Source organism: Microbacterium sp. MMO-56 (genome assembly GCF_037146215.1).
Classification (GTDB): domain Bacteria; phylum Actinomycetota; class Actinomycetes; order Actinomycetales; family Microbacteriaceae; genus Microbacterium.
This window is the reverse complement of the sequence record NZ_JBBCVW010000001.1, coordinates 246964-273167: the sequence shown is the minus strand read 5'-3', so window position 1 is coordinate 273167 and position 26204 is coordinate 246964. Positions and strand designations below refer to the sequence as shown.

The following is a 26204-nucleotide window of genomic DNA, read 5'->3' as shown; positions in this document are numbered from 1 at the left end:
TCAGCCGGCGTCGGGCTCGAGCGCGTCGAGAGCCGCCGGCCCCTGTTCCACGAGGATTCGGAACTGCGCCGCATCGATGATGCGGATGCCCAGCTCCTCCGCCTTGCCGAGTTTGGACCCCGCTCCGGGGCCAGCCGCGACGAAGTTCGTCTTCTTCGAGACGCTCGAGGCCGCCTTGCCCCCCGCAGCGAGGATCGCTTCCTGTGCACCCTCGCGGCTGTACCCCTCGAGCGAGCCCGTGGCCACGACCGTGACGCCGTCGAGCACGCCGCCGGCAGAGGCGGCCGCACCCGGGCCCGGGTGCCCGGGAATCTCCAGCCGCGCTCCCGCCGCCTCCCACCGCTCGACGATCTCGCGATGCCAGTCGACCTCGAACCACTCCCGCAGCGCGTCGGCGATGATGCCGCCCACGCCCTCGACGGCAGCGAGGTCTTCGCGGCTCGCCGCGCGGATGGCCGCCAGGGATCCGAACCACTGCGCGAGCGCGCGCGCCGCGACCGGCCCGACGTGTCTGATGCTCAGCGCGACGAGGAACCGCCACAGATCCTTGGTCTTCGCCTTCTCGAGCTCGGCGAGCAGCTTCAGCGCCTGTTCGGAGGGCAACGTCTCGCGGTAGTCCTTGCGGATGCCTCGACGTCGCCGCTCCGCGGCATCCAGCTCCTCGGTCCCCGGCGGGTACTGCGCCGGCCCGAGCTTCTGGAAGGGCGCGCGGCGCACATACTCTCCGGTGGTCTCGTCGACCTTCGCCTCTCCCGTCTCGCTGTCGCGGACGACGACCTCGATCGGCACGAGTTGGTCGAGGGTGAGATCGAACAGGGCCGCCTCGGTGATCAGCGGCGGAGTGGCAGGCGTGGACGGCTGCGTGAGAGCCGCCGCGGTGACCTCGCCGAGCGCTTCGATGTCGAGCGCACCGCGCGAGCCGATGTGCTCGACGCGACCCCGCACCTGCGCGGGGCACGACCGGGTGTTGGGGCAGCGGAGGTCGATGTCGCCCTCTTTCGCCGGCGCGAGCGGGGTGCCGCAGGAGGGGCAGTTCGCGGGCATGACGAAGGCGCGCTCACTGCCGTCGCGCAGTTCGACGACGGGTCCGAGGACCTCGGGGATGACGTCGCCCGCCTTGCGCAGCACGACCGTGTCGCCGATGAGCACGCCCTTGGCCTTCACGACGTCCTGGTTGTGGAGGGTCGCCTGGCGGACCACGGACCCCGCGACGAGCGCGGGAGCCATGACGGCGAACGGCGTGGCCCGCCCGGTCCGCCCCACCGACACGACGATGTCGAGCAGCTTCGTGTTGACCTGCTCGGGCGGGTACTTGTAGGCGATCGCCCATCGGGGGGCGCGGCTGGTCGCGCCGAGTTCGTCGTGGAGCGCCAGCTCGTCGACCTTGACGACAACGCCGTCGATCTCGTGCTCCGGGTCGTGTCGATGCTCGCCGTAGTGCGCGACATACGCCTGGACGCCGCCCAGGTCGTCCTCGGTGCGGAAGTAGGGGCTCGTAGGGAGCCCCCAGTCGGCCAGCAATCCGTAGACCTCGCTCTGCGACCCCACCGGCGGATCGGGCCATGCTCCGATGCCGTGGACGTACAGACGCAGCGAGTCCAGCCGGGCCTGTCCGGCTTCGAGCTCGAGACCGTCCTTCTTGTCCAGCTGCTGGCGCAGTCCGCCACTCGCGGCGTTGCGCGGGTTCGCGAACGCCGGGAAGCGCCGCGCGGCGCTCCGCTCGGCGCGCTCCTCATCGACGCCACGGCCGCGCATCTCGGCGACGACCCGTTCGCGCAGAGACGCCTGCAGGGCGTTCAGGTCGTCGAATGCCGCGACGGGAATGAACACCTCACCGCGCACCTCGACGAGATCGGGGTGGCCCGTGCCGCTCAGCCGCGTCGGGATCCCCGCGACCCTCACCGCGTTGACGGTGACGTCCTCGCCCACCCGGCCGTCACCGCGCGTCGCGGCCGATACGAGCACTCCCCGCTCGTACCGGAGGCTGATCGCGAGCCCATCGATCTTCAGCTCGACCAGCCACCTCACCGCGCGCCCCGCCGCGCTCTGCGTCTTCGCGCACCAGTCCCCCAGCTCCTCGGCGCTGAAGACGTTGTCGAGACTCAGCATGCGTTCGGCGTGCTCGACAGGTGCGAACATCGAGGACTCGGCCGCGCCCACACTGAGCGTCGGGGAATCCTGACCCTGAACGAGCGGGAACGCGGCCTCGACGCGCTCCAGACGGCGCATCCATCCGTCGTAGGTGGCATCGTCGACGAGCTCCGCGTCACGACCGTAATAGGCGTCCCGCGCGTCGACGATCAGTCCGACGAGTCGTTCCGCCTCGTCTCTCGCCTCGTCCAACGTCGTCGGGAGGGAGTCGTCTCTTGCTGCCACCCGGACAGTGTAGGTCGAGTCGCCGACATCGTCGCCCCGCGACGCATCTCGCCCCTCCGAGCCCCGCGCGCCCAGTCTCCACGACCCACGACGGAGTTTCGGTCCCCTCGGGCGACCGAAACTCCGTGGCGAGGGCGTTCGGTCGCCAGAGGAGCCCGAAAGCGCGCCGCGTTCGCGCCCGGATCCGAGAGGGAAAAGCTCAGGGCACGCGGGTGAGCTTGCGCGGATTCGAGATCCGGCGGATGCCGCGGATCCGGTCGCCCGCGAACTCGACGGCGATGACGTCGGTCACCCCGGACACCGTCATGGACAGCGCCGATTCGCCGTTGACCTCGATCACGGCGATGCGCGGTGACTCCCCGTCGAGGGCCGACTTCGCCATGATGCCGCCGAAGAACCGCAGGATGCGGGCAGGCCCGAAGATCGGGTTGACGGCACTCTTGACGATGCCGCCGCCATCCGACCACAGGACGGCGTCGTCGGTCAGGAGCCGTGCGACGCGGTCGACGTCGCCGCTCTCGATGCCGTCGACGAGCTCCCGGATCGCGACGGCGACGCTCGCCGACGACGGTCGAGGGCCCGCGCCCGCATCCGTGAGGTGCAGGCGTCGCTCGGCACGCGAGACGAGCTGACGGACCGCGGCAGGAGTCCTGTCGAGGATCGGCGCGATCTCCACCGCCGTCATCCCGAACGCGCGGTGCAGCACGATGGCGGCCCGTGCGTCGGGGCCGAGCTGCTCCGCCAGGTGCAGCATCGCGATGGACAGCAGCTCCCGCCCGGCCACCACGTCGTCGGGCAGCCGGGAGGTCGCCACGGGCTCGGGCAGCCACGGACCCGGATAGTCCTCCCGAAGCGACTGCACGTGGCGGAGCCGATCGATCGACCGACGGACGCATGTGGTCGTGAGCCACGCGGGCCACGATCGGATGGCGCTGCCCGCCCGCTCGGCGGCGAGCGCGTCGAGCGCGACCTCCGAGGCCACGTCCTCCGCCGCCCCGTAGTCGCCCAGCATCCGGTACGCGATCCCGACGAGACGGTCTCGCTCGCCGGCCCACGCTCGCGCCGCCGGACTCGCCGTTCCCGCGCGATCGGCGGACGGCTGCGGCTGCATGACGACCACCCTAGGTGCCGGTCAGGACGCGGCCGGCGGAGCGATGGGATGCTTCGCATCGACCGGCGGCGTCATCCCGGTCGAGATCGCGATCCTGTTCCAGACGTTGATGGTCGCGATGGTGAGCACGATCGACCCCAGCTGCTTCTCGGTGAGGTGCTGCGCGGCATCCGCCCAGATCTCGTCGGTGACGCTCGCGGGGCCGAGGGCGGTGACCGCGTCGGTGAGGGCGAGCACCGCGCGCTGCCGAGGATCGAGCAGTTCTCCCGCGTGCTGCCAGGCGGCGACCGCGTGCAGCACGCGGGCGGGGATGCCACGAGCGGCGCCCTCGGTGGCGTGCATGTCGACGCAGAACCCGCATCCGTTGACGATCGAGGCACGCAGCTTGATCAGCTCGTACAGCTGCGGGTCGACGTGGGTGCGCGCGTAGGCCTCCATCCCCAGGACGGCGGCATAGCCGGTGCGGTTCGTGCGGGACAGGTCGATGCGGGACATCCGAGCTCCTCGTTCGGCGGGGGCCGGGTCGCCCCCTCACCCCTGTGTCGATCCCCCGCCCCGAAGTGTGACACCCCCGCACCCCGCACGATCATCGCGCCCGTCTCTCCCGGAGTTTCGGACTCCTCTGTCGCCCGAAACTCGCCGTACGCCTCGATCGGACGCCAGAGGGGTCCGAAACTCGGAACCGCACCGCCACCCCACCCCGAGGCGCAACCCCCACCCGGGGCTACGCGGGGACGGCGGAGAGGGTGCGGTCGATCGTGAACTGTCCGATGACGCGGGTGCCGTCGTACAGGACGGCGGTCTGGCCGGGCGCGACGCCCTCGAAGGCCGTCTCCGGCACGACGCGGAGCCCGCCGTCCGACAGTTCCGCCCGGGCGGGGACGGGATCGGCGTGCGCACGGATCTGCACGTGGCAGGCGAACACACCCGAGCCGGGCGCGCGGCCCGTCCACGTGTACCGGTCCCCGGCGATCTCGGCGGTCGCGAGAGCCTCCTTGGGGCCGACGACGACCGTGTTCGAGACGGGCCGCACCTCGAGCACGAAGCGGGGCTTGCCGTCGAGGGCGGGGACCCCCAGCGACAGGCCGCGGCGCTGCCCGACAGTGAAGGCGTGGGCTCCCTCGTGGCTGCCCACGACCGCGCCGGTGCGATCGACGATCTCGCCCGTCGCGGCGCCCACGCGCTCGGCGAGCCACCCGCGCGTGTCGCCGTCGGGGATGAAGCAGATGTCGTGACTGTCCGGCTTCTGCGCGACGGTGAGCCCGCGCGCCGCCGCCTCGGCCCGGACGAGCGCCTTGGACGGGGTCGCCCCGAGCGGGAAGTACGTGTGGGCGAGCTGGTCGGCGGTCAGCACGCCGAGCACGTACGACTGGTCCTTCGCCTCGTCGCTCGCGCGGTGCAGCTCGCGCCCATCCGGACCGTCCACGAGCGTCGCGTAGTGCCCCGTGCACACGGCGTCGAAACCGAGCTCCAGGGCGCGCTCCAAGAGGGCCGCGAACTTGATCTTCTCGTTGCAGCGCATGCAGGGGTTGGGCGTCCGCCCCGCCCGGTACTCGGCCACGAAGTCGTCGATGACGTCGTCGCGGAAGCGCTCGGAGAAGTCCCACACGTAGAACGGGATGCCCAGGAGGTCGGCCGCGCGCCGCGCATCCATCGCATCCTCGATCGTGCAGCATCCGCGGCTGCCGGTGCGCAGCGTCCCTCCGGCGCGGGAGAGGGCGAGGTGCACGCCGACCACGTCGTGCCCCGCCTCGACGGCCCGGGCGGCCGCGACGGCGGAGTCGACGCCACCGCTCATCGCCGCCAGGATCCGCATCCGACCAGTCTACGAGCGGGCGGCTACGCGCGGGTCGCGGCGCCGGATGCCCGGGTGTACGCCTCGGGCAGCGCGGCGAGCACGGCGTCGACGTCCGCGTCCGTCGAGGTGCGCCCGAGCGTCATCCGCAGGACCGACCGGGCGGAGCGCGCGTCGCGACCCAGAGCGAGCACGACGTGCGAGGGCTCGGCGACCCCGGCCTGGCACGCCGACCCCGTGGAGACCGAGATGCCCGCCCGGTCGAGCAGGAAGAGCAGCGACTCGCCGGCCGCCCCCGGGAACAGAATGTGCACATTCCCCGGCACCCGGCGGACGGGGTCCCCCAGGAGTTCCGCGGCCGGGATCGCCGCGCGGATGCCCGCCGTCAACCGGTCGGCGAGCGCGGTCAGTCGCACCGCCTCGGCCGGCTGCTCCTCCATCGCCTCGGCGAGCGCGGCGGCGAGCGCGACGGCGCCCGCCACATCCGGCGACCCGGAGCGGAGGCCCCGCTGCTGGCCTCCCCCGTGCATGAGCGGCGACAGGCGCGCATGGCGGGACACCAGGAGAGCGCCCGTGCCGACCGGAGCGCCGAACTTGTGCCCCGACAGGCTCATCGCGACGAGCCCCGACGAGCCCGCCGCATCGCCGCGCCACCGGTCGAAGGAGACGGGGAGGTGCCCGACCGCCCCGACGGCGTCGAGGTGCAGCGGCACCCCCGCGTCGGCGGCATCCTCGGCGAGCCGCGGAGCATCCTGCACCGTGCCGATCTCGTTGTTCACCACGAGCGCGGTCGCGAGCGCCGCTCCGGGCAGCGCACGCGCGAACGCGTCGCCGCCGATCCGGCCGGTCCCGTCGAGCGCCACGCGCCGCACCTCGGCGCCCTGGCCCTCCAGCCAGGCGACGGTGTCGAGGGTCGCGTGATGCTCTCCGTCCGGGAGGACGACGCCGGACGCCTCCCGGCCGCGTGACCACCACAGACCTTTCAGCGCGAGGTTCACCGACTCCGTGCCGCCGCCCGTGAAGACGACTTCGATCGGTTCGCACCCGAGCAGAGCCGCGAGGCGTTCGCGCGCGCCTTCGAGCATCCGCCGCGCCTCCTGGCCGGCCCCGTGCACGGACGAGGCGTTGCCCACCGCGGTGGACGCGGCGAGCCAGGCGTCGCGCGCGCTGTCGCGCAGCGGGGACGAAGCGGCATGGTCGAGATAGATCACGTTCTCCCGCCCTTCACGACACCGAGGCCCACCCGGGATGAGACCCGGGCCTCGGCCTTACTACTCTAGAGCGCATGGCCACCCCGAAGCCTCTGACCATCGCCCCCTTCCTCGACGCCCGGTACGACGGCCTCGGCGTGACGACGGGGCCCGACGGCGGGACGCTGCGGGTGTGGTCGGGCGAGGCGTCGGCGGTCGAGGTCGTGATCTTCGACGCGACCGACCTCGACTGGATCACCGCGGTCGTGCCGCTCGCCCCGATCGGCGACGGAGTGTGGACGGTGACCACTCCGGAGCTGCACCCTGGGGCGCGCTACGCCCTGCGCGTCGACGGGCCGGCGGGAGCGCGCAACCTCTTCAACCCGGAGACGCTGCTCCTCGATCCGTACGCCCGCGGCCTTGTCCCGGTGCGTCGCGGTGAGTGGCGGTCCGTGGTGGTCGACCTCCCCACCGCGCCGCCGGCGATCGACCGCCTCGCGACGCCGCTCGATCGGACCGTCGTCTACGAGGCGCACGTGCGAGGGCTGACCAAGCGGCATCCGGACATCCCCCCGGCGCTGCACGGCACGTACGCCGGGCTCGGCCACCCCGCGATGGTCGAGCACCTGACCTCGCTCGGGATCACCGCGGTCGAGCTCCTCCCGATCCACGCGTTCGACACCGAGCCGCGACTGCTCACGCAGGGCCTGACGAACTACTGGGGATACAACACCCTGAACTTCTTCACACCCCACGGCGCCTACGCGACGGCGGAGGCGCGCGCCGCCGGCCCGGAGGCGATCCTCGCCGAGGTGCAGACGATGGTGCGCACGCTGCACGCGGCGGGCATCGAGGTGATCCTCGACGTCGTCTACAACCACACGTCCGAGCTCGACATCGGCGAGCCGCGATCGAGCTTCCGCGGCATCGACAACTCCGGGTACTACCGCCAGCACGACGACGGGTCGTACATCGACGTGACCGGATGCGGTAACTCCGTCGACACCTCGACGGACGCCGCCGCGCGCCTCGTGCTCGACTCGGTGCGCTACTGGACGGAGGTCGTCGGCGTCGACGGCTTCCGCTTCGACCTGGCGACGACGCTCGGCCGGGACGCCGACCATGCATTCCGCGCGGACCACCCGCTGCTGCGCGCGCTCGTGGACGACCCCCGCCTGGCGGGCATCAAGATGATCGCGGAGCCCTGGGACGTCGGTATGGGCGGATGGCAGACCGGCGCGTTCGGCGCCGGGTGGAGCGAGTGGAACGACCGCTATCGCGACCGGGTCCGCAACTTCTGGCTGAGCGACGTCGACTACACGCGCCGCGCGGGCACCCCACCGGCGGGGGTGGGCGGCTTCGCGACGCGACTGGCGGGGTCCTCGAACACGTTCAGCGACGAGCGCGGCCCCCTCGCGAGCATCAACTTCGTGACGGCCCACGACGGATTCACGCTGCGCGACCTCGTGTCCTACGACGTGAAGCACAACCTCGGCAACGGCGAGCAGAACCGCGACGGGGCCGACACGAACCGCTCCTTCAACCACGGCGCGGAGGGGCCCACGGACGATCCGGCCATCCTCGCGACCCGCCGCAAGGCGATCCGCAACCTGCTGGGCACGCTGCTGCTGTCGGCGGGGGTGCCGATGATCACGGCGGGAGACGAGCTCGGACGCACGCAGCGCGGCAACAACAACGCCTACTGCCACGATTCGGACCTCACCTGGATGCACTGGCAGCTCGCTCCCTGGCAGGACGATCTGCTCGCCCACGCCCGGGCCCTGGTGCGGATCCGCCACGAGAACCCCGCCCTGCGCCCGGCGCGGTTCGCCCACGACTCCCGGGTCGTGCCGAGCGCCTCGATGATCGACTGGTACGACGAACACGGCGAGACGATGTCGCACGAGGGATGGACGAACCCGGCGCACCGCACGCTCCAGTACGCCGCGCGCTCGACGCCCGTCGACGAGGCGCCCAACGGGATCCTCCTCGTGGTCCACGGGAACGAGCGTCCGATCGACGTGACGCTGCCGCGCATCGACGGCGTCAACGCCTACACGTCGCTGTGGTCCAGCGTGCCGGAACGGCCCGACGACGCACTCCCCGCGCACGCGCCGGGCGACATCATCGCACTTCCCGGCACGGCTCTCCACCTGTTCCGCATGGAGTGACCGCGGCGGTAGGTTCAAGACGTGGCCTCGAAGAAGCGAACGTCAGAACCCCGGCCGGAACCTGCCCCCAGCGTCCGCAGCCTTTCCGAGATCCCGGCCCGCGATGCGGCGCCCTGGAGCGGGGCGCCGGCCACGCGGATCGGACGCATCCCGCTGAGCCTGCCGCACCCGAGCGTTCCGGATGCCCGGTACCACCCCTCCGCGTACGTGGGCGAGGCCGTGCCGTTCCAGGTGACAGCGTTCCGCGAGGGCCATGACCTCATCGGCGTGCACGTGCGGCTCACGGCGCCGTCGGGCGCGGTGTCGCTGCATCGACTCTCGGCCCTGCACGACGGGTTCGACCGGTGGCGCACGAGTGTCGAGCCGCTCGAGCAGGGCCGGTGGACGTTCCGCTTCGAAGCGTTCGCCGACGACTTCGCGACCTGGGAGCACGCGGCGGACCTCAAGATCGCGGCCGGCGTCGACTCCGCCCTGATGCGCGAGATCGGCGCGCGCCTTCTGACGCGCGCGGCGACCGAGAAGGACCGCGGCGCCGCGCAGATCCGGGCTCTCCGCGCCGCCGCCGCAGCCCTGCGCGACGCGCAGACCTCCGACGAGGACGCTCTCGTCGTCGTGCGCGACCCGCAGCTCGCCGGCTTCTTCCGCGAGCGGCCGCTGCAGTCGCTCCTCACGGTCGGTCCCGACGAGGAGCTGCTCGTCGAGCGGGAGCGCGCCGGCGTCGGCGCGTGGTACGAGTTCTTCCCCCGGTCGGAGGGCGCGAAGCGCCTCAAGGACGGCACGATCAAGAGCGGCACGTTCCGGACGGCCGCCAAGCGCCTGCCGGGCGTCGCCGCCATGGGGTTCGACGTCGTGTACCTCGTGCCGGTGCACCCGATCGGCGAGACGAACCGCAAGGGGCGCAACAACACCTTGACCGCATACCCCGAGGACCCCGGATCGCCGTACGCGATCGGGTCCCCGGAGGGCGGACACGACGCCCTCCACCCCGATCTGGGGACGGCCGCCGACTTCCGCTTCTTCGTCCGCGCGGCGCGCGAACAGGGCCTCGAGGTCGCCCTCGACCTCGCCCTGCAGGCGGCGCCGGACCATCCGTGGGTCGCCGAGCACCCCGAGTGGTTCACGACTCTCCCCGACGGCACGATCGCCTATGCCGAGAACCCCCCGAAGAAGTACCAGGACATCTATCCGCTGAACTTCGACAACGACCCGGCGGGGATCTACGCCGAGATGCTCCGGGTCGTCCGGCACTGGGTCTCGCAGGGGGTCAAGATCTTCCGCGTCGACAACCCGCACACGAAGCCCCTGCAGTTCTGGGAGTGGCTCATCGGCACGGTCAACGCCGAGGATCCCGACGTCATCTTCCTCTCCGAGGCCTTCACCCGCCCCGCGGTCATGCGCTCGCTCGCGATGGTCGGGTTCCAACAGAGCTACTCGTACTTCACCTGGCGGAACACGAAGGCGGAGCTGGAGGAGTTCCTCGAATCGGTGTCGCACGAGACGAGCGACTACATGCGCCCGAACCTCTTCGTGAACACGCACGACATCCTCACCGAGTACCTGCAGTACGGGGGTCGTCCCGCGTACAAGATCCGGGCGGCGATCGCCGCGACCGCGGCGCCGATCTGGGGGGTGTACGCGGGATACGAGCTCATCGAGAACGTCGCCCGCCCGGGCTCCGAGGAGAACATCGACAACGAGAAGTACGAGTACAAGCTGCGCGACTGGGAGGGCGCGGAGGAACGCGGCGAGTCGCTCGCGCCGTATCTCCGGCGGCTCAACGAGATCCGCGCCGCGCACCCCGCTCTGCGCCAACTGCGCAACTGGTCGGCGCACTGGAGCGACGACGACGCCATCCTCGTGTACTCCAAGCACCTCGACGCCGCCCTCTCCCCCGACGGCCGCAGCGACACCGTCATCGTCGTCGCCAACGTCGACCCCCACTCGGTCCGCGAGACGACCGTGCATCTCGACACGCGGATCTGGGGCGTCGACCCGGGCACGCCGTTCGAGGTCGAGGACCTCATCACGGGGGCCACCTGGACCTGGAACCAGAACGCCTTCGTCCGTCTGGACGCGTTCGTCGAGCCCGTCCACATCCTGCACGTCAAGGAGGCTCGATGAGCACCGTATCCGACCAGATCCTCGACGCCGTCGCGAGCGGCTCGTACCACGCACCCCATGACGTGCTGGGGCTGCACGAGGGCCCGGACGAGACGTGGGTGATCCGTGCGCGGCGCCCCATGGCGGCGTCCGTGACGGCCGTCACCGATTCCGGGGCCGAGATCCCGCTCGTGCACGTGCGCGGCGGGGTGTGGGAGGGCGCGACGACGTCACGACCGGACTCGTACGAGATCGTCGCCGCGTACGACGGCGCTCCCGAGTACCGCAGTGACGATCCTTACCGGCACCTGCCGACGGTGGGCGAGATCGACCAGCACCTCATCCGGGAGGGCCGGCACGAGGAGCTCTGGAACGTCCTGGGCGCCCACGTCCGGCACTTCCCGGGCGTGAGCGGCGTCGCGTTCTCCGTCTGGGCGCCGAACGCACGCGCGGTGCGCGTCGTCGGCGACTTCAACTCGTGGGACGGTCAGCCGCACGCGATGCGGAGCCTCGGCTCGACGGGCGTGTGGGAGCTGTTCGTCCCGGGCATCGGCGCCGGCACCGCCTACAAGTACGAGATCCTCACGCCGCACGACGGGTGGATCCTGAAGGCCGACCCGATGGCGCAGTGGGCGGAGGTCCCGCCGGCCACCGCTTCGGTGGTCACCGAGTCCGCGTACCGCTGGGGGGACGACGCGTGGATGTCCGCGCGCGCGCAGCGCTCCCCCTCCGACCAGCCGATGTCGACCTACGAGCTGCACCTCGGGTCGTGGCGACCGGGGCTCGGCTACCGGGACGCGGCCGATCCCCTGATCGACTACCTCACCGAGGTGGGCTACACCCACGTCGAGTTCCTGCCGCTCGCGGAGCACCCCTTCGGCGGCTCCTGGGGCTATCAGGTGTCCGGGTACTACGCGCCCACCAGCCGTTTCGGGACGCCCGACGACCTGCGCTACCTCATCGATCGCCTGCATCAGGCGGGCTTCGGCGTGATCATGGACTGGGTCCCCGGTCACTTCCCGAAGGATGCCTTCGCGCTGGCCCGCTTCGACGGCCAGCCTCTCTACGAGCACCCCGATCCGCGGCGCGGCGAGCACAAGGACTGGGGCACCCTGATCTTCGACTACGGACGCAACGAGGTGCGCAACTTCCTCGTCGCGAACGCGCTGTACTGGCTCGAGGAGTTCCACGTCGACGGGCTCCGCGTCGACGCGGTCGCCTCGATGCTCTACCTCGACTACTCGCGCAACGAGGGCGAGTGGGAGCCGAACGAGTACGGCGGGCGTGAGAACCTCGAGGCCATCCGTTTCCTGCAGGAGGTCAACGCGACCGCCTACAAGCGCTACCCCGGCATCGCGATGATCGCCGAGGAGTCGACGAGCTATCCCGGGGTCACGGCGCCGACCAGCGCGGGCGGACTCGGGTTCGGCCTGAAGTGGAACATGGGGTGGATGAACGACACGCTCGTCTACTTCCAGCGCGACCCCATGTACCGCTCGTACCACGAGGGAGAGCTGTCCTTCTCGTTCGTCTACGCGTTCAGCGAGCACTTCGTCCTGCCGATCAGTCACGACGAGGTCGTCCACGGCAAGGGGACGCTGTTCACCCGGATGCCCGGCGACCACTGGCAGAAGCTCGCGAATGTACGCGCCTTCCTCGCGTACATGTGGGGCCACCCCGGCAAGCAGCTGCTCTTCATGGGCCAGGACTTCGGCCAGCTGTCCGAGTGGTCCGAAAGCCGGAGCCTCGACTGGTGGATCCTGGACCAGCCTCCGCACCGCCAGCTGCTCGACTTCGTCGGCGCCCTCAACCGCGTCTACAAGGAGCATGCTCCGCTGTGGTCGCGCGACGACGACGGTGCGGCTTTCCGCCGCCTCGGCGCTCCGACGTGGAATCCCAACGTCATCGCCTTCTCCCGTGTCGACCACCACGGCAACACCGTCGTCGTGGTGTGCAACTTCTCGGGCGAGCCGCTGAACGACTACGTCCTCGAACTGCCGGCGGGCGGCGAGTGGAGCGAGCTGCTCAACTCGGACGCCCTGCAGTACGGCGGATCCGGGGTCGGCAATCTCGGGACGGTCCACGCCGACCCGCAGGGCCGCGCCACGATGGTGATCCCCCCGCTCGGCGTGCTCTGGCTGGGCCACAGCTCCTGACGATGACGGCCCCCGCTCGGAGCGGGGGCCGTCATCCGGTCGAGATCAGAACAGCAGCGACGACAGCCGTCCGCGGGCGCGGATGACGCGGGGGTCCGCGTCGCCGACGAGGCCGAACAGCTCCAGAAGGCGCTCGCGCACCGGGCCTCGCTCGTCGTCCGGGAGGGCGGCGAACAGGTCGAGCAGACGCCCGAACGCGTCGTCCACGTGGCCGCCCGCGAGATCGAGATCCGCGACGGCGGACTGCGCGTCGACGTCGAGCGGAGCGGCCGCGGCGGCGGCCCGCGCCTCCTGCAGATCGAGGTGCTGGACCCGATCGAGCAGACGGACCTGTCCGAGACCCGCTCGCGCCTGCTCGTCGCGAGGGTTCTCCGCGAGGGCCGCCTCGTATGCCGTCACGGCGCGACCGTAGTCGCCCGCCTCGATCGCGTCGAACGCCTCCTGATGGAGCGGGGGCAGCGGCGGCTCGGCGTCGTCTTCCGCGTCGGGGCCGGGCTCACCGACGGGGACGACCCCCGTGACACCCTGTTGCGCGGCCAGCTGCAGCAGCTGGGCGAACACCTCGCGCACCTGCTGCTCGGGGACCGCCCCGGTGAACAGCGGCACGGGCTGTCCGGCGACGAGCGCGACGACCATCGGGATCGACTGCGCGCGGAAGCCCTGAGCCAGCTGCGGGTTCGCGTCGACGTCGACCTTCGCGAGCACGAGACGGCCGCCCAGCTCGGTCACGACCTTCTCCAGGATCGGGCTCAGCTGCGTGCACGGCCCGCACCACTCCGCCCAGAGGTCGACGACGACGGGAACGGTGCGGGAGAGCTCCAGTACCTGCCCGAAGCTCGCATCCGTGACGTCGAACACGAGCGAGGGAACGGCGCTCCCCCCGCCGGCCCCGGAGGCCGCCGAGGCGGGCTCCGCGGCGCGCGACCGCAACGCCGACAGGTCGACGGCGCCGCGCAGCACCGCTGTGGGATTCGGATCGCTCATCAGCCGACCACCTTCGCTTCGAGGACGTTGGACGAGTATCCCAAGAGCTGGATGCGCTCCTTGGAGCTCTGGCTCGGGACGAAGAAGAAGAGCTGGTTCGCGTAGGTCGTCGTGAACCCGGTCGCGGACTGGGCCACTCCGGCGAGCGTCTGCACGACCGGATACTGGTCGACCTTGATGACTGCGTCGGTGTTGGTCGGCGTCACGGTCTCGAGGTCGTCGACCGTCACGGCGACGATCGCCCCCGAGTCCAGGGTCGCCAGCGCGACGGGGGGCACGGTGCCCGCCTGCGCGGAGAACGTCATCGCCCCCGTCTGGGCGCCCGTCTGGTTGAACGTCTCGAGGCGGGAGGATCGGCTGGCGGCGAGCTGGGTCTGGAACGCGTCGTCGTCCTCGTCGAACTGCGAGGCGAAGGCGCTGCCGGATCCGTTCGTCACGACGTCGGCGTAGGCGGCGGCGAGATCCTTGGGGGCGATGGCGAGGAACGGCGAGTCTTCGGGGATCGGGATCGCTCCGACGTAGTCGGGGGCGAGGTTCAGCTTCGCATCCGAGGAGAGGTCCGCCAGGGTCGTCAACTTGTACGGGGACCAGGGGTCCTGCTGGGTCACGCTCATGATGACGTCGGGCTTGTCGGTCCCGCCGTCCGAGCCGCCCGCCGCGACGGCGAAGAAGGTCCGCGGCCAGTCGTCGTTCGCCTCCGGGAGGATGACCACGAGGTCGCCGCTCGGCACGGGGGGCAGAGCGGCCTGGTCGGCGATCGCGCCGCGGAGGGTGTAGTTGGTCGTGCGCGTCGCGAGCGCCGTGCCGCCGAGTCGGGCCGCCGCGGCGTCGGGGTCGCGGTTCTCATCGGCGGTGGCGACGTCGGTCGAGATCCGGCTGATGATCCGCTCGGCCTGCGCCTGCGTCACGACCGGGCTCCCCTGATCCTGCGGCACGACGACCGACGGCGTGGGCGACGGTGTCTCGGTGGGCACCAGGCGAGGCCAGGCGTCCGGAGAGCATCCGGTCGCCAGCATCGCCGAGAAGGCCAGGACCGGCACGGCGATGAGCGACCGCCGACCGCGGGTGAGCCCGCGCCGTGTCGGCGTCGCCGAGATCACGCCCTTGTCGGCGCCCTCCACCGCGAGGTCGATCGGTTCGGTGACCGGCAGCGGCAGCCCCTTGCGTCGAGGGCCCCGGGAGCGGCGCGCGTGCCGCACGCCCAGGACGTACAGGACGATGCCCGCCGCGAGCAGGATCGATCCGAAGACGATCAGAGGACCGGCCCAGGGCGTCTCGGTGCGCACGGGCCAGGTGAGGCTGAGCGACTGCGGCGCCGGGGCGGTGCCGTCGGTCGCCACGAGCAGGCTCATGTCGGCAGGCAGCTGGAGCTGGGTGATGAGGAGGTCGTCCTGCTCGAACTCGTCGAGCCACAGGTCGGAGCCGACCGGGGTGAGGGCCGGTTCGCCGGCGGTCGAGGTCTCGGCGGCGGCGACCGACTGCGAGGTGACCTCGCCGTCCGCGAAGCCGACGTGGGTGTAGTCGGCGCGGGCGAGCCACGCGTCCAGGTCGGCGGTGCGCCCGTAGGCGGCGAAGATCTTGCCGCTCTGCTGCACGCGGAGCGTCTGCGGCCCCTCGTGGCTGTCGAGCACGCTGCCGTCGATCAGGACGTACGGGGCGTCGCCGCTCACCTGGATCGCCTGGCTCTCGGACTTGGGTCCGACGAGAACCGTGCGCTGGGCGATGCCCGCACCGATCATGAGAGCGGCCAACACGAAGGCGACCACGGCCCACACGAAACGCACGAATCACACCTTCCTGAGCTCACCGACTCGGGCTCGGGAGCACACATCGACGTTCCAGCCTAGCGAAGAGGACCTGTGCGTCGCCCGGGAGGCGTGTCAACCCCGCGTCATGCGCGGGCCACGCCCACTAGTCTGCGTATCCTGACACCACGATCGGTGATCCTGAGGAGTTCGCGTGAAGCTGCACCACCCGTTCCGCACGGCCCTCGTCGCCACGCTCGGCGTCGGCGTCGGGATCCTGCTCATCACGAGCATCCAGTCGCTGTCGACGATCCTCCTCTACGTCGGGACGGCGCTCTTCCTGGCGCTGGGCCTCGACCCGCTCGTGTCGTGGCTCGAGCGCAAGGGGCTGCCCCGCTGGGCCGCTCTCCTCATCACGTTCGCCGCCGTCATCGCCGTCATCACGGGGATCGTGGTGATCGTGATCCCGGTGCTCGTCGGGCAGATCTCCCAGCTGATCGCGCAGATCCAGACGCTCGTCTCCCGCGTCGTCGACGGACAGTGGGACCCCGTGGCCGACCTGCACGGCTGGCTGCAGGCCACGTTCCCGACGCTGAAGGTGGACGAGGTCTTCTCGTACGTCGCCGACTGGGCGAACTCGCTGGACTACGGCAAGATCGGCGGCGCGGCGACCTCCGCGATCCTCGGCATCGGCGCCGGCATCATCGCCGGCTCCACCGGCGCGCTGATCGTCCTCATCCTGACCATCTACTTCACCGCCTCCACGCCGAACCTCAAGGCCGCCGTCTATCAGCTCGTCCCCGCGTCCAAGCGCGCGCGGTTCATCGACCTCTCCGAGCAGATCACCGCGTCGGTCGGACACTACGTCATGGGGCAGGTGACGCTCGGCGCGATCAACGGCGTCCTGAGCGCGATCTTCCTCTCCATCATCCAGGCGCCCTTCCCCGCCGTGCTCGCGGTCGTGGCCTTCTTCTTCTCGCTGATCCCGCTCGTGGGAACCCTCACCGGTTCCGCGATCATCGTGCTGACCTGTCTGATCCCCGGCCTCGGCTCACCGCTGACGGCGCTGGTGGCCCTCATCTGGTACGCGATCTACATGCAGGTCGAGGCGTACCTGCTCTCGCCGCGGATCATGAACCGTGCGGTCTCGGTGCCGGGAGCGGTCGTGGTCATCGCCGCCCTCGCCGGTGGATCCCTGCTGGGGCTGCTGGGAGCCCTTGTGGCGATCCCCGTGGCAGCGAGCATCCTGATCATCTACCGCCAGGTCGTCGTACCCCGCCAGAACGAGCTCTGACAGGCGCGCACGTCGCGCCGCGTCAGTCGTCCCACTCCGTGGCCAGCGGCAGCGCGTCGGGATTCACGGCGGCGACGATCTCGGTGAGCACGCGTCGGGTCTGGCTCTCCCCCACCCACAGGTGCTTGCCGCCCTCGACGGCGATCAGCACGGCGCCGGGGACCGCGGCGAACCGCTCGCGCGCCTCGGCGGGGCGCAGATAGTCGTCGAACTCGGGGACCAGGACCACCATCCGGCGGTCGTCGCCGGCCCAGGCCGCCACGTCGTCCGCCGTCGCCCGATGCAGCGGCGGCGACAGGAGGATGACGCCCTCCACGTCGTGATCGCGACCGTACTTGAGCGCCAGCTCGGTCCCGAAGGACCAGCCCACCAGCCAGGGGCGGGGAAGGGCGCGCTCACGGACGACGTCCATCGCCGCCGCGACGTCGAAGGCCTCGGCACGCCCGCCGTCGAACGCACCCTCGCTCGTACCGCGCGGCGACGTCGTCCCGCGCGTGTTGAAGCGGAGGACGGCGAGGTCGGCGAGAGCCGGCAGGCGCGCGGCGGCCTTGCGCAGAATGTGCGAGTCCATGAACCCGCCCGCCGTGGGCAGCGGATGCAGGGTCACGAGCGTCGCGACCGGCGCCGTGTGCTCGGGCAGGGCGAGTTCCCCGACCAGGGTCAGGCCGTCGAGCGTCTCGAGCTCGATGTCCTCGCGCCGGGCCGGGAGCAGAACGGGTCCGCGGATCTCCATGTCAGCCGATCCTCCAACAGGTCGTGTGCCAATGCCGCCTCGCGGCGAGATCCGCGGCGTCCCCCAGGACCCCATCGGCGCGCCAGGTCACCACGTGCGCGACGCCGGGCGACACGTCGCGTCGGCACCCGGGGCACGTGTAGGTCTTCTGCGCGGCGGCGGCGCTCACCGGCTGGATCGTCCACGTGACGCCGCGGCGCACCTCGGTGCGCTTCCAGCCGCTCAGCAGACGATCGAAGGAGTCGTCATCGGGTTCCGGACGACGACGGTTCGCGCGGGGCATCCGATCAGTACCACCCCACGGACTGCGAGTGACCCCACGCGCCGCACGGCGATCCGTAGCGCCCCGAGATGTACCCGAGGCCCCACGCGATCTGCGTCGCGGGGTTGGTCTCCCAGTCGGCGCCGGCCGACGCCATCTTGTTGCCCGGCAGAGACTGCGGGATGCCGTAGGCGCCGCTCCCGGCGTTGTAGGCGTTCACGCGCCAGCCGGACTCGCGATTCCACAGCGCGACGAGGCAGGAGAACTCGCCGTCGCCCCAGCCCCGCCCCTGGACCATCCCGTAGGCGATGGCCTGGGCGCTGCCCGGATCGGGGGCCACGAACGGCGGCGTCCAGACGGCGGCCGACTCGGCCGTCGCGCGCTCCGGCGTCGGTGTGGGCGTCGGCGTGGGGGTGACGTAGACCGTGTATCCCACGGCACCGCGGTCCATGGCGACCTCCGCAGTGACCTCGCCGAGGTAGGACTGCGCGTCGGCGAGCGTGCCGGCGTACAGCGACACGGGCGGGAGGTCGGCGGCGACGGCGCGCGGAACCGTGGCGCCGAGGGGCGCGAGGTACGCGATCCCGAAGCCCGCGACGGCGAGCACGGCGCCGACGCTGAGCATCCGGCGACGCCGCGACGGCCGGGGCGCCGTCGTACGGACGGCGGTGCGGGCGTGCGGGGCGACCGGGCGGTCGGCCGCGGAAGTCAACTCGGCGTCGGAGGTCACAGTGCTCCGATTCTACCCAGCGAGACGGGGCGACTCCACCCGGCTCGAGGGGCGACGCCACGACGGCGTCGCGGTGTCAGACGACGGCGAGCATGACCTCGATGACCGCGTCGAGGACCGCGTCGACCTGCGCCTCGCTGTAGCCGCCGCGCTGCATCCGGAAGGCCACGCCCCGCACCTGGTCGACGGTCACCGGCTCCCCGCTCTCGAGGAACCGGGCGATCTTTTCCGCCACGATGTCGACCTCGTCCACGCGATATCCGAAGCGGAGCAGACCGACGCGACGGAAGCGCCGACCCCGCGGCCGTGTGAGCCGGTCGAGCACCTCCTGGGCGAGCCTGCGCGACTGCCCGACCCACGCCCGCGCTCCGGCGCGGCTGAGCGCGTGCTCGCGCTCGCGGGCGGCGAACGCATCCTCGATACGGCCGAGCGCCGCATCCACGGCGCCGACCTGGTAGCCGCGCCGCACGAGCGGGAAGGCGACGGTGCGCACCGCGACGGAATCGATGTCGGCGGACTCCGGCGACTCGAACGCCGCACGTGCACGTTCGAGGAACGCGTCGACATCGCCGGGGCGATAGCCCTTCTGCCGTCCCGCGGCGTGCGGGAAGGGGGACGGGGCGGTCGCGATCTGATCGGTCATACACTCACCAGGGGGAAGAACAGGAAGTAGAGGCCGAGCGCCGCGGCCGCCGAGGGCAGGATGGAATCGAGGCGGTCGAGCACGCCTCCGTGACCCGGCAGCCAGGAGCTCATGTCCTTGATGCCGAGGTCGCGCTTGATCATGGACTCGCCGAGATCGCCGACGGTCGCGCAGGCGAGGATGACGACGCCGAAGACCGCGCCGACCCACCACGGCGCCTCGAGCACGAAGATCGCGTAGACGACCGCGACCGCGGTGGTCGCGACCGCCCCGCCCGCGAAGCCCTCCCACGTCTTCTTGGGACTGATCCGAGGTGCCATCGGGTGCGATCCGAACGCGAGACCGCTCGCGTAGGCGCCGGTGTCCGCGACGACGACGACGAGGATCATCCCGAGCACCCACCACTCGCCCTGCTCCTGGCGCAGCAGCACCAGCGTGAGCGAGCCGAGGAAGGGGACGTACAGCGGCATGAAGCCCGACACCAGGACATCGGTGAGGACGTCGCCGTAGCTGCGGCCGTCCGCCGCCGCCATCTGCGCGAGAAGACGCCAGATCACGACCGCGACGACCGATGCGAACGTGACGACCAGATGCGTCCAGTGCCCGACGAAGTACCCGGACAGCATGATGAGGCCGCCGACGACGAGCTGCGGGACGAGATCGACGCGACGACCCGCCGTCTGCAGCGCCCGCGTGAACTCGAAGACGCCGAGGAGGCACACCGGGATCGCGAACAGCAGGAAGGCCCACTTCACGAACAGCAGCGACGCGAGCACGAGCGCGCCGACCCCGACGCCGATCACCGTCGCCATCAGGAGGTTGCGCCCCGTGCGCGCGTTGATGCGGTCGTTGACCTGCTCGAAGTCCGCGCGGGCCTTGTCGATCTGGTGCTCGAACTCGCTGCGCGCGGCTCGCACATGCTCGCCGAAGGCCGTCGAAGGGTCCGCCGGTCGACGGCCCGTCGCTCGGGTCGGGGGTGCCTCCTCCCCGGTGTCGGGTGCGTCGGAGGGATCGCTCATCGCGTCAGACCTCGAGGAGTTCAGCCTCTTTGCGCTTGAGCGCCTCGTCGATCTCGTCGACGTGCGAGCGCGTGAGCGCGTCGAGCTCCTTCTCGGCGCGAGCGAGCTCGTCCTCGCCGACCTCGCTCTTGAGGCCGTCCAGCTCGTCCTTGGCCTTGCGTCGGATGCCGCGGAGGTGCACCTTCGCGTCCTCGCCCTTCGTGCGCACGAGCTTGACGTACTCCTTGCGACGATCCGCGGTGAGCTCGGGCATCGTGACGCGCACGAGGTTGCCGTCGTTCGTCGGGTTCACGCCGAGGTTCGGAACGTCGCGGATCGCCTGCTCGATGGCCTTGAGCGCGGACTTGTCGTACGGGGTGACGACGAGCGTCCGCGCCTCGGGCGCGTTCAGCGACGCCAGCTGTGACAGCGGCGTCGGGGACCCGTAGTAGTCGACCATCACCTTCTGGAACAACTGCGGGTTGGCACGCCCCGTGCGAACGGTCGCGAAGTCGTCCTTCGCGGCCTCGACGGCGCGATCCATGCGCCCGGTCGTGTCGGCCAGGATGTCGGCGATCACGGTCACTCCATTCGTTGGTGCTTCGTTGACGATTCTAGTGGCGCGCTCGTGGTCAGACCGTGACCAGCGTGCCGATGCGCTCTCCGAGCAGGGCGCGGGTGACGTTGCCCGCCGGCTCCATGCCGAACACGCGCATGTCGATGCCGTTGTCCATGCACAGGCTGAACGCGGTGGAGTCGACGACCTTGAGGCCGCGCTGCAGCGCGTCCTGGTAGGTGATCTCGTCGATGCGCACGGCCTCGGCATCCTTCTTCGGGTCGGCGGTGTAGACGCCGTCGACCCCGTTCTTGGCGACGAGCACCTCGTCCGCGCCGATCTCCAGTGCGCGCTGCGCGGCGACCGTGTCGGTGGAGAAGTAGGGCAGTCCGGCCCCCGCGCCGAAGATGACGACCCGGCCCTTCTCCATGTGGCGCTCGGCCCGACGCGGGATGTACGGCTCGGCGACCTGGGTCATCGAGATCGCGGACTGCACGCGCGTCGCGGCTCCGGCCTGCTCCAGGAAGTCCTGCAGGGCGAGCGCGTTCATCACGGTGCCGAGCATGCCCATGTAGTCGGCCCGGCCGCGGTCCATGCCGCGCTGGCTCAGCTCCGCACCGCGGAAGAAGTTGCCGCCGCCCACGACGATCGACACCTCTACGCGGTCGACGGCCGCGGCGATCTCCCGCGCGATCTGGCCCACGACGTCCGGGTTGACGCCGAGCTGGCCTCCCCCGAACGCTTCGCCGGACAGCTTCAGCAGGACGCGGCGGCGTCCGGTGTTCTCATCGATCACGGGGGGTTCCTCTCGTCGGGTTGCAGACTATCGAAGCGGGCATGGAAAAGGGGCCCGCATCGCGAGGAATGCGGACCCCTTCCGGCGACTTACGCGCCGACCTTGAACCGGGCGAAATCGGTGAGCGTCAGGCCGGCGTCTCCGGCGACCTTCGCGACGGACAGCTTGTTGTCCTTCGCGTAGTCCTGGTCCAGGAGCGCGACCTGCTTGAAGAACGCGTTCACGCGGCCCTCGACGATCTTCGGCAGAGCGGCCTCGGGCTTGCCCTCGTTGCGGGAGATCTCGGTGACGATCTCGCGCTCCTTCTCGACCTCGGCGGCGGGGACGTCCTCGCGCGTGAGGTAGGTCGGGTTCGCGAACGAGATGTGCTGCGCGATGGAGCGCGCCGTCTCGGCGTCGTCGCCCGTGTAGGCCAGCACCACGCCGACCTGCGGCGGCAGGTCCTTGCTCGTCTTGTGGAGGTAGATCTCGAACTTGTCGCCCGAGATCGTGCGCACGCGGCGCAGCTCGACCTTCTCGCCGATGATCGCGGCCTCGTCCGAGATGAGCTCGGCGACCGTCTGCGACCCGGCGGGCGCGGCGAGCGCGGCCTCGACCGAGTCGGCGTCCACCGCGGCGGCCGCCTCGAGGACCTTGTCGGCCAGAGCGATGAAGCGCTCGTTCTTCGCGACGAAGTCGGTCTCGGTGTTGAGCTCGAGGATCGTCACCTTGTCGCCGTGCGCGACGGCGGTCACGAGGCCCTCGCTGGTCGAGCGGTCGGCACGCTTGGCGTTGCCCTTCGCGCCCTTCAGACGCAGGATCTCGACGGCCTTCTCGAGGTCGCCGTCGGCCTCCTCGAGCGCCTTCTTGGTGTCGACCATGCCCGTTCCGAGCTGCTCGCGCAGCGTCTTGATGTCGGCGATGGTGAAGTTTGCCATGGGTGGTGGCTCCTTGGTTTCGATGAGTGGATGCCGGTGCGGGACCGACGCGATTCGCGACGATCCCGCACCGAGAGGTGTGTGAGCCTTACTCGGCGGCGACAGCCGCGGCGTCGCCTTCGGCCTTCGCCTCGGCGCCCGCCTCGTCGGCGGCCGACTCGGTGGCGATGGTCTCGACCTCGGCCACGTCCGTGACGATCGTCGCGTCGGCGGCGGGCTCGGTGGGGGCGCCACCCTGCTCGAGGAGCTCGCGCTCCCAGTCAGCCAGCGGCTCGGCGTCGGCGGACTCGTCGGTCGGCTGGTGACGCTGGATCAGGCCCTCCGCCGCGGCGTCGGCGATGATGCGGGTGAGCAGACCCACCGAGCGGATCGCGTCGTCGTTGCCCGGGATCGGGAACTGGAACTCGTCCGGGTCGGCGTTGGTGTCGAGGATGCCGATCACGGGGATGCCGAGCTTCTTGGCCTCGTCGATGGCGAGGTGCTCGCGCTTGGCGTCGACGACCCACATGGCAGACGGCGTCTTGGTGAGGTTGCGGATGCCGCCGAGCGACTTGTGCAGCTTGTCGAGCTCGCGCTTCTTGAGCAGGAGCTCCTTCTTCGTGAAGCCCGAGTCGGCCGGGTTGTCGAAGTCGAGCTGCTCGAGCTCCTTCATGCGGGCGAGGCGCTTGCTCACGGTCGAGAAGTTCGTGAGGAGGCCACCGAGCCAGCGCTGGTTGACGTAGGGCTGGCCCACACGGGTCGCCTGCTCGGCGATGACTTCCTGCGCCTGCTTCTTGGTGCCGACGAACAGGATCGTGCCGCCGTGGGCGACCGTCTCGCGCACGTACTCGTACGCCTTGTCGATGTATCCGAGCGACTGCTGGAGGTCGATGATGTGGATGCCGGAGCGCTCCGTGAGGATGAAGCGCTTGACTTTCGGGTTCCAGCGGCGGGTCTGGTGCCCGAAGTGGACGCCGCTGTCGAGCAGCTGGCGGATCGTGACGACGGCCATGGCCGTTCTCCTTCGTGTAGGTTTCTCGCTCGGCCGGACGGCCGATGCTCCTGGTGCCCGGCGCACACCCGCACTCCGCGGACGGAGAGACCTGTGGGTGTGGATGCCGCGCCGACGGACCGGGACGATCCGCGACGGCGCTCTGGGCACGCGTAGTCACCCCGACGAGCGGGGTGCATCGTCCAGTGTATCAGCCGGCGGCGTGCCGGACTGCGCGGCGCGGCATCATCCTCTCCTCCCCCGTGAACCGATCCGACCATCCGTCCCCGGGCGGCCACGACCCGGTCTCGGCACGGTGGCGGGCACGGCACAGTCGGGACATGGCCGCACCCACGACCCCCACGCCGGCCGCGAGACGAGCCCGCACGCGGGCCTTGCGTCGCGGCGTGGCCGTGGCGATCCTCGCCGCGCTGTGGACGGGATCGGGCCCCGCCTGCGGCGACTCGGCGCACGCCGGTGCCGCCGCAGCGGCGCCGGTCACGGAGGAGGGGCTCGCGGCGCCTGTCACGGAATGGCGATGGCGATGGCCCGTCCTGCCGGTCCGCATCACGAGCCGGTTCATCGCGCCCGCCCATGCCTATGCGCCGGGGCACCGGGGCGTCGATCTCGCCGCGGACGTCGGTGCCGACGTGGTCTCTCCCGCCGCGGGGACGGTCGCGTTCTCCGGACGGGTCGTCGACCGCGGCGTCGTGACGATCGACCACGGCGAGGGTCTCGTCTCCACTCTGGAGCCGGTGGTCTCCGCTCTTCCGATCGGCAGCGTCGTCGCCGCGGGAGAGGTCGTCGGCCGTGTCGATCGAGGCGGTCACGCGGAGCTCGGGACCCTCCATCTGGGGGTGCGCGAGGAGGGCGCGTACATCGACCCCCTGCGACTGTTCGGCGATCTTCCGCACGCCGTGCTCCTGCCCTGCTGCTGAGGAGTCAGGCGTCCCCGACCGCGTTGCCGTCGCCGCTGATCTGTGTGGAGCCGACCCGCGTCCCCTCCACGGTGTTGCCGTTGCCGAAGACCGTGACGGCTCCGATCTCGCCGCTGCTGGACACCGTGTTCCGATCGCCCCGCACGGCGGCACTGCCGATCGCGCCGCTCGTGACGCGGCTCCCCTGGCCCTCGAGCGTCAGGTCGCCCAGCGCTCCGACGTCCACGCCGATCCCCTCGCCGCGAACGGTGAGACTCCCCACGACACCGGAGAGGCGCACCGTGATCCCCTCGCCGGACACCTCGACGCGCGCGCAGTCGTCGCTGACGACGTAGGCGCCGCCCTCACCGCTGATCGCCGCGAGTCCCTCGGAGCAGGGGGCGACCGTGCCGGACCCGGCCTCGAGTGCAGACGTCGGTGCCGTGGTGGGTGACGCGGTGGGCGCCGCGGCCGTCGGGCGGGCGGTCGCGCTCGGCTGCACCTGCGACGTCGGCGACGATGCGTCGTCGTCCGGGACCACCGTCGCGCGCGGCGACGAGTGCGCCGCGCATCCGGAGAGCAGCGCGAGCGCGGCGGCCGCTCCGACGAGGGATCGGACGGCGCGTCGGGTCATCGTGGCCATGCGCCCAGCGTACGCGCACGCGTGTGGCGGCCCGGGCCGGTCGGCGGCGGTCTCAGGCGCGGGGATGGGCGAGGCGGTAGGCGGCGGCGAGGCGCTCGGCCGACACGTGCGTGTAGATCTGCGTCGTCCCGAGACTCGCGTGACCGAGCATCTCCTGCACGGTCCGCAGGTCGGCTCCGCCGTCGAGGAGGTGGGTGGCGGCGGAGTGGCGGAGCGCGTGCGGGCCGATCGTCTCCGCGCCCACCGCGGGGGCCACGGCGCGCGAGACCACTCCGTAGGCGGCACGGGTGCCGAGCCGGCCTCCGCGCACCCCGAGGAAGAGCGCGGCCGTCCCGTCCCCCCGGGCGACCAGCGCCGGGCGGGCACGGGCGAGATACGCGTCCAGCGCGCGGGCCGCGGGTTCTCCGTACGGGACGACGCGTTCCTTGGCCCCCTTGCCCATGACGCGCACGACACGGCGGTCGAGGTCGAGGTCGTCCACGTCCGCCCCGCACAGCTCCGCCACCCGCAGCGCCGAGGCGTAGAGGATCTCGAGGATCGCCGCATCCCGCAGCGCGATCGCGTCGCCGCCCGCCGCGCGAGCGGACGCGGCGTCCAGCACCGCGTCGAGAGCGGGGGCCGCCGCCACCTTCGGCAGCGTACGACCGCGTTTGGGCGCGACCAGTCGCAGGCTCGGGTCGGCGCGGACGAGCCCCGCGTCGAGGGCCCATGCGAAGAATCCGCGCGCGGACGCGGTGCGACGCGCCAGCGTCGATCGCGCATCGCCGCGTCGCGTCGCCGACCACAGCCAGTCGCGGAGGGCATCGAGGTCGACGTCGCCGAGGTCGGCGTCGCCCACGGCATCCGCGAGGTCGCGCAGGTCCGCGGAATAGGCGCGAACCGTCGCGGGCGAGAGCCGGCGCACCTCGGCGAGGTGCGTCGCGTACGCCTCTGCTGCCCGTGTCAGTCGCACTCCCCCAGCATGCCCGCGCCCGGGGTCTCCCGTGCGCCGCGGAAGGCGTGTCGGCCAGAGCCGGAGCGGGGGGTCGCCCGCGCCCATGCCCGCACGGCATCGAGGTCGTAGGAACGGCGTGCGGGTGCGGCGTGGGATCACGGCGTCGCGAGCACGGGTCGGGAG

Annotated in this window: 23 protein-coding genes; 5 read left to right on the top strand and 18 right to left on the bottom strand. The window is 71.3% G+C overall.

The window, feature by feature from the left end; genetic code table 11:
* From ligA to WFI00_RS01220, 5 genes are all read right to left on the bottom strand, one after another.
* Positions 1-2376: an NAD-dependent DNA ligase LigA gene (gene ligA, locus WFI00_RS01240; protein ID WP_336631249.1), complete on the bottom strand. Its 2376-nt coding sequence runs from the start codon at positions 2374-2376 to the stop codon at positions 1-3.
* A gap of 199 nt (positions 2377-2575) precedes the next feature.
* Positions 2576-3487 carry a sigma-70 family RNA polymerase sigma factor gene (locus WFI00_RS01235; protein ID WP_336631250.1) on the bottom strand — a complete coding sequence of 304 codons (912 nt, stop codon included), beginning with the start codon at positions 3485-3487 and terminating at the stop codon, positions 2576-2578.
* Positions 3488-3508: 21 nt separating this feature from the next.
* The gene (locus WFI00_RS01230; protein ID WP_336631251.1) at positions 3509-3982 is read right to left on the bottom strand and encodes a carboxymuconolactone decarboxylase family protein; all 474 of its coding nucleotides are present in this window, start codon (positions 3980-3982) and stop codon (positions 3509-3511) included.
* Between the two features lie 229 nt (positions 3983-4211).
* Positions 4212-5303, bottom strand: coding sequence for a tRNA 2-thiouridine(34) synthase MnmA (mnmA, locus tag WFI00_RS01225; RefSeq protein ID WP_336631252.1), 1092 nt, complete (start codon positions 5301-5303; stop codon positions 4212-4214).
* Positions 5304-5326: 23 nt separating this feature from the next.
* Positions 5327-6493, bottom strand: a complete 1167-nt coding sequence (locus WFI00_RS01220) for a cysteine desulfurase family protein (RefSeq protein ID WP_336631253.1) — start codon at positions 6491-6493, stop codon at positions 5327-5329.
* A gap of 74 nt (positions 6494-6567) precedes the next feature.
* Between WFI00_RS01220 and glgX the strand changes: the two genes are divergently transcribed.
* Genes glgX through glgB form a run of 3 tightly spaced genes read left to right on the top strand, consistent with a single transcriptional unit; the run spans position 6568 to position 12899 of the window.
* Positions 6568-8643, top strand: a complete 2076-nt coding sequence (gene glgX, locus WFI00_RS01215; protein WP_336631254.1) for a glycogen debranching protein GlgX — start codon at positions 6568-6570, stop codon at positions 8641-8643.
* A gap of 21 nt (positions 8644-8664) precedes the next feature.
* Positions 8665-10764 (top strand): maltotransferase domain-containing protein, encoded by a 2100-nt coding sequence (locus WFI00_RS01210; RefSeq protein ID WP_442928277.1) that lies wholly within the window; start codon positions 8665-8667, stop codon positions 10762-10764.
* Positions 10761-12899, top strand: a complete 2139-nt coding sequence (gene glgB / locus WFI00_RS01205; RefSeq protein WP_336631255.1) for a 1,4-alpha-glucan branching protein GlgB — start codon at positions 10761-10763, stop codon at positions 12897-12899. Before WFI00_RS01210 ends, glgB begins: the two co-directional genes overlap by 4 nt.
* Positions 12900-12944: 45 nt before the next feature.
* On the opposite strand, the gene WFI00_RS01200 is transcribed toward glgB, so the two are convergent.
* Positions 12945-13883: a tetratricopeptide repeat protein gene (locus WFI00_RS01200; protein ID WP_336631256.1), complete on the bottom strand. Its 939-nt coding sequence runs from the start codon at positions 13881-13883 to the stop codon at positions 12945-12947.
* On the bottom strand, positions 13883-15667 hold the full coding sequence (locus WFI00_RS01195) for a glycosyl transferase (protein ID WP_336631257.1): 1785 nt from the start codon (positions 15665-15667) through the stop codon (positions 13883-13885). The genes WFI00_RS01200 and WFI00_RS01195 overlap by 1 nt, the downstream gene beginning before the upstream one ends.
* A gap of 175 nt (positions 15668-15842) precedes the next feature.
* Here WFI00_RS01195 and WFI00_RS01190 point away from each other — a divergent pair, with 175 nt between their 5' ends.
* On the top strand, positions 15843-16922 hold the full coding sequence (locus tag WFI00_RS01190; RefSeq protein WP_336631258.1) for an AI-2E family transporter: 1080 nt from the start codon (positions 15843-15845) through the stop codon (positions 16920-16922).
* Between the two features lie 22 nt (positions 16923-16944).
* Here WFI00_RS01190 and WFI00_RS01185 read toward each other — a convergent pair whose 3' ends face one another.
* From WFI00_RS01185 to rpsB, 9 genes are all read right to left on the bottom strand, one after another.
* Positions 16945-17655 carry an alpha/beta hydrolase gene (locus WFI00_RS01185; protein ID WP_336631259.1) on the bottom strand — a complete coding sequence of 237 codons (711 nt, stop codon included), beginning with the start codon at positions 17653-17655 and terminating at the stop codon, positions 16945-16947.
* 1 nt (position 17656) lies between these two features.
* Positions 17657-17938: a hypothetical protein gene (locus tag WFI00_RS01180; RefSeq protein ID WP_336631260.1), complete on the bottom strand. Its 282-nt coding sequence runs from the start codon at positions 17936-17938 to the stop codon at positions 17657-17659.
* A 4-nt stretch (positions 17939-17942) separates the two neighbouring features.
* Positions 17943-18647: a lytic transglycosylase domain-containing protein gene (locus WFI00_RS01175; RefSeq protein ID WP_336631261.1), complete on the bottom strand. Its 705-nt coding sequence runs from the start codon at positions 18645-18647 to the stop codon at positions 17943-17945.
* A 76-nt stretch (positions 18648-18723) separates the two neighbouring features.
* Positions 18724-19290 carry a DivIVA domain-containing protein gene (locus tag WFI00_RS01170; protein ID WP_336631262.1) on the bottom strand — a complete coding sequence of 189 codons (567 nt, stop codon included), beginning with the start codon at positions 19288-19290 and terminating at the stop codon, positions 18724-18726.
* The gene (locus tag WFI00_RS01165) at positions 19287-20309 is read right to left on the bottom strand and encodes a phosphatidate cytidylyltransferase (protein ID WP_336631263.1); all 1023 of its coding nucleotides are present in this window, start codon (positions 20307-20309) and stop codon (positions 19287-19289) included. The genes WFI00_RS01170 and WFI00_RS01165 overlap by 4 nt, the downstream gene beginning before the upstream one ends.
* Positions 20310-20313: 4 nt before the next feature.
* Entirely contained in the window at positions 20314-20868 is a 555-nt protein-coding gene (gene frr / locus WFI00_RS01160) for a ribosome recycling factor (RefSeq protein ID WP_336631264.1), read from the bottom strand.
* Between the two features lie 52 nt (positions 20869-20920).
* The gene (pyrH, locus tag WFI00_RS01155; protein ID WP_336631265.1) at positions 20921-21640 is read right to left on the bottom strand and encodes a UMP kinase; all 720 of its coding nucleotides are present in this window, start codon (positions 21638-21640) and stop codon (positions 20921-20923) included.
* An 89-nt stretch (positions 21641-21729) separates the two neighbouring features.
* Positions 21730-22557: a translation elongation factor Ts gene (tsf, locus tag WFI00_RS01150; protein ID WP_336631266.1), complete on the bottom strand. Its 828-nt coding sequence runs from the start codon at positions 22555-22557 to the stop codon at positions 21730-21732.
* 88 nt (positions 22558-22645) lie between these two features.
* Positions 22646-23548, bottom strand: coding sequence for a 30S ribosomal protein S2 (gene rpsB / locus WFI00_RS01145; RefSeq protein WP_336631267.1), 903 nt, complete (start codon positions 23546-23548; stop codon positions 22646-22648).
* A gap of 320 nt (positions 23549-23868) precedes the next feature.
* Here rpsB and WFI00_RS01140 point away from each other — a divergent pair, with 320 nt between their 5' ends.
* Positions 23869-24465, top strand: a complete 597-nt coding sequence (locus WFI00_RS01140) for a murein hydrolase activator EnvC family protein (protein WP_336631268.1) — start codon at positions 23869-23871, stop codon at positions 24463-24465.
* A gap of 4 nt (positions 24466-24469) precedes the next feature.
* On the opposite strand, the gene WFI00_RS01135 is transcribed toward WFI00_RS01140, so the two are convergent.
* Together WFI00_RS01135 and WFI00_RS01130 are read right to left on the bottom strand one after the other, a co-directional pair.
* Positions 24470-25087 (bottom strand): DUF3060 domain-containing protein, encoded by a 618-nt coding sequence (locus WFI00_RS01135; RefSeq protein WP_336631269.1) that lies wholly within the window; start codon positions 25085-25087, stop codon positions 24470-24472.
* Positions 25088-25139: 52 nt separating this feature from the next.
* A complete protein-coding gene (locus WFI00_RS01130; RefSeq protein ID WP_336631270.1) occupies positions 25140-26039 on the bottom strand; it encodes a tyrosine-type recombinase/integrase in 900 nt (299 codons plus the stop codon).
* Between the last annotated feature and the right edge of the window lie 165 nt (positions 26040-26204).

Excerpts from the sequence above, each read along its gene's own strand:
- WFI00_RS01170 (WP_336631262.1), bottom strand. The coding sequence starts at position 19,290 with ATGACCGATCAGATCGCGACCGCCCCGTCCCCCTTCCCGCACGCCGCG.
- WFI00_RS01140 (WP_336631268.1), top strand. The coding sequence starts at position 23,869 with ATGGCCGCACCCACGACCCCCACGCCGGCCGCGAGACGAGCCCGCACG.
- WFI00_RS01230 (WP_336631251.1), bottom strand. The coding sequence starts at position 3,982 with ATGTCCCGCATCGACCTGTCCCGCACGAACCGCACCGGCTATGCCGCC.
- tsf (WP_336631266.1), bottom strand. The coding sequence starts at position 22,557 with ATGGCAAACTTCACCATCGCCGACATCAAGACGCTGCGCGAGCAGCTC.
- WFI00_RS01200 (WP_336631256.1), bottom strand. The coding sequence starts at position 13,883 with ATGAGCGATCCGAATCCCACAGCGGTGCTGCGCGGCGCCGTCGACCTG.
- WFI00_RS01235 (WP_336631250.1), bottom strand. The coding sequence starts at position 3,487 with ATGCAGCCGCAGCCGTCCGCCGATCGCGCGGGAACGGCGAGTCCGGCG.
- mnmA (WP_336631252.1), bottom strand. The coding sequence starts at position 5,303 with ATGCGGATCCTGGCGGCGATGAGCGGTGGCGTCGACTCCGCCGTCGCG.
- glgB (WP_336631255.1), top strand. The coding sequence starts at position 10,761 with ATGAGCACCGTATCCGACCAGATCCTCGACGCCGTCGCGAGCGGCTCG.
- WFI00_RS01180 (WP_336631260.1), bottom strand. The coding sequence starts at position 17,938 with ATGCCCCGCGCGAACCGTCGTCGTCCGGAACCCGATGACGACTCCTTC.
- WFI00_RS01165 (WP_336631263.1), bottom strand. The coding sequence starts at position 20,309 with ATGAGCGATCCCTCCGACGCACCCGACACCGGGGAGGAGGCACCCCCG.
- rpsB (WP_336631267.1), bottom strand. The coding sequence starts at position 23,548 with ATGGCCGTCGTCACGATCCGCCAGCTGCTCGACAGCGGCGTCCACTTC.
- WFI00_RS01135 (WP_336631269.1), bottom strand. The coding sequence starts at position 25,087 with ATGGCCACGATGACCCGACGCGCCGTCCGATCCCTCGTCGGAGCGGCC.
- glgX (WP_336631254.1), top strand. The coding sequence starts at position 6,568 with ATGGCCACCCCGAAGCCTCTGACCATCGCCCCCTTCCTCGACGCCCGG.
- WFI00_RS01185 (WP_336631259.1), bottom strand. The coding sequence starts at position 17,655 with ATGGAGATCCGCGGACCCGTTCTGCTCCCGGCCCGGCGCGAGGACATC.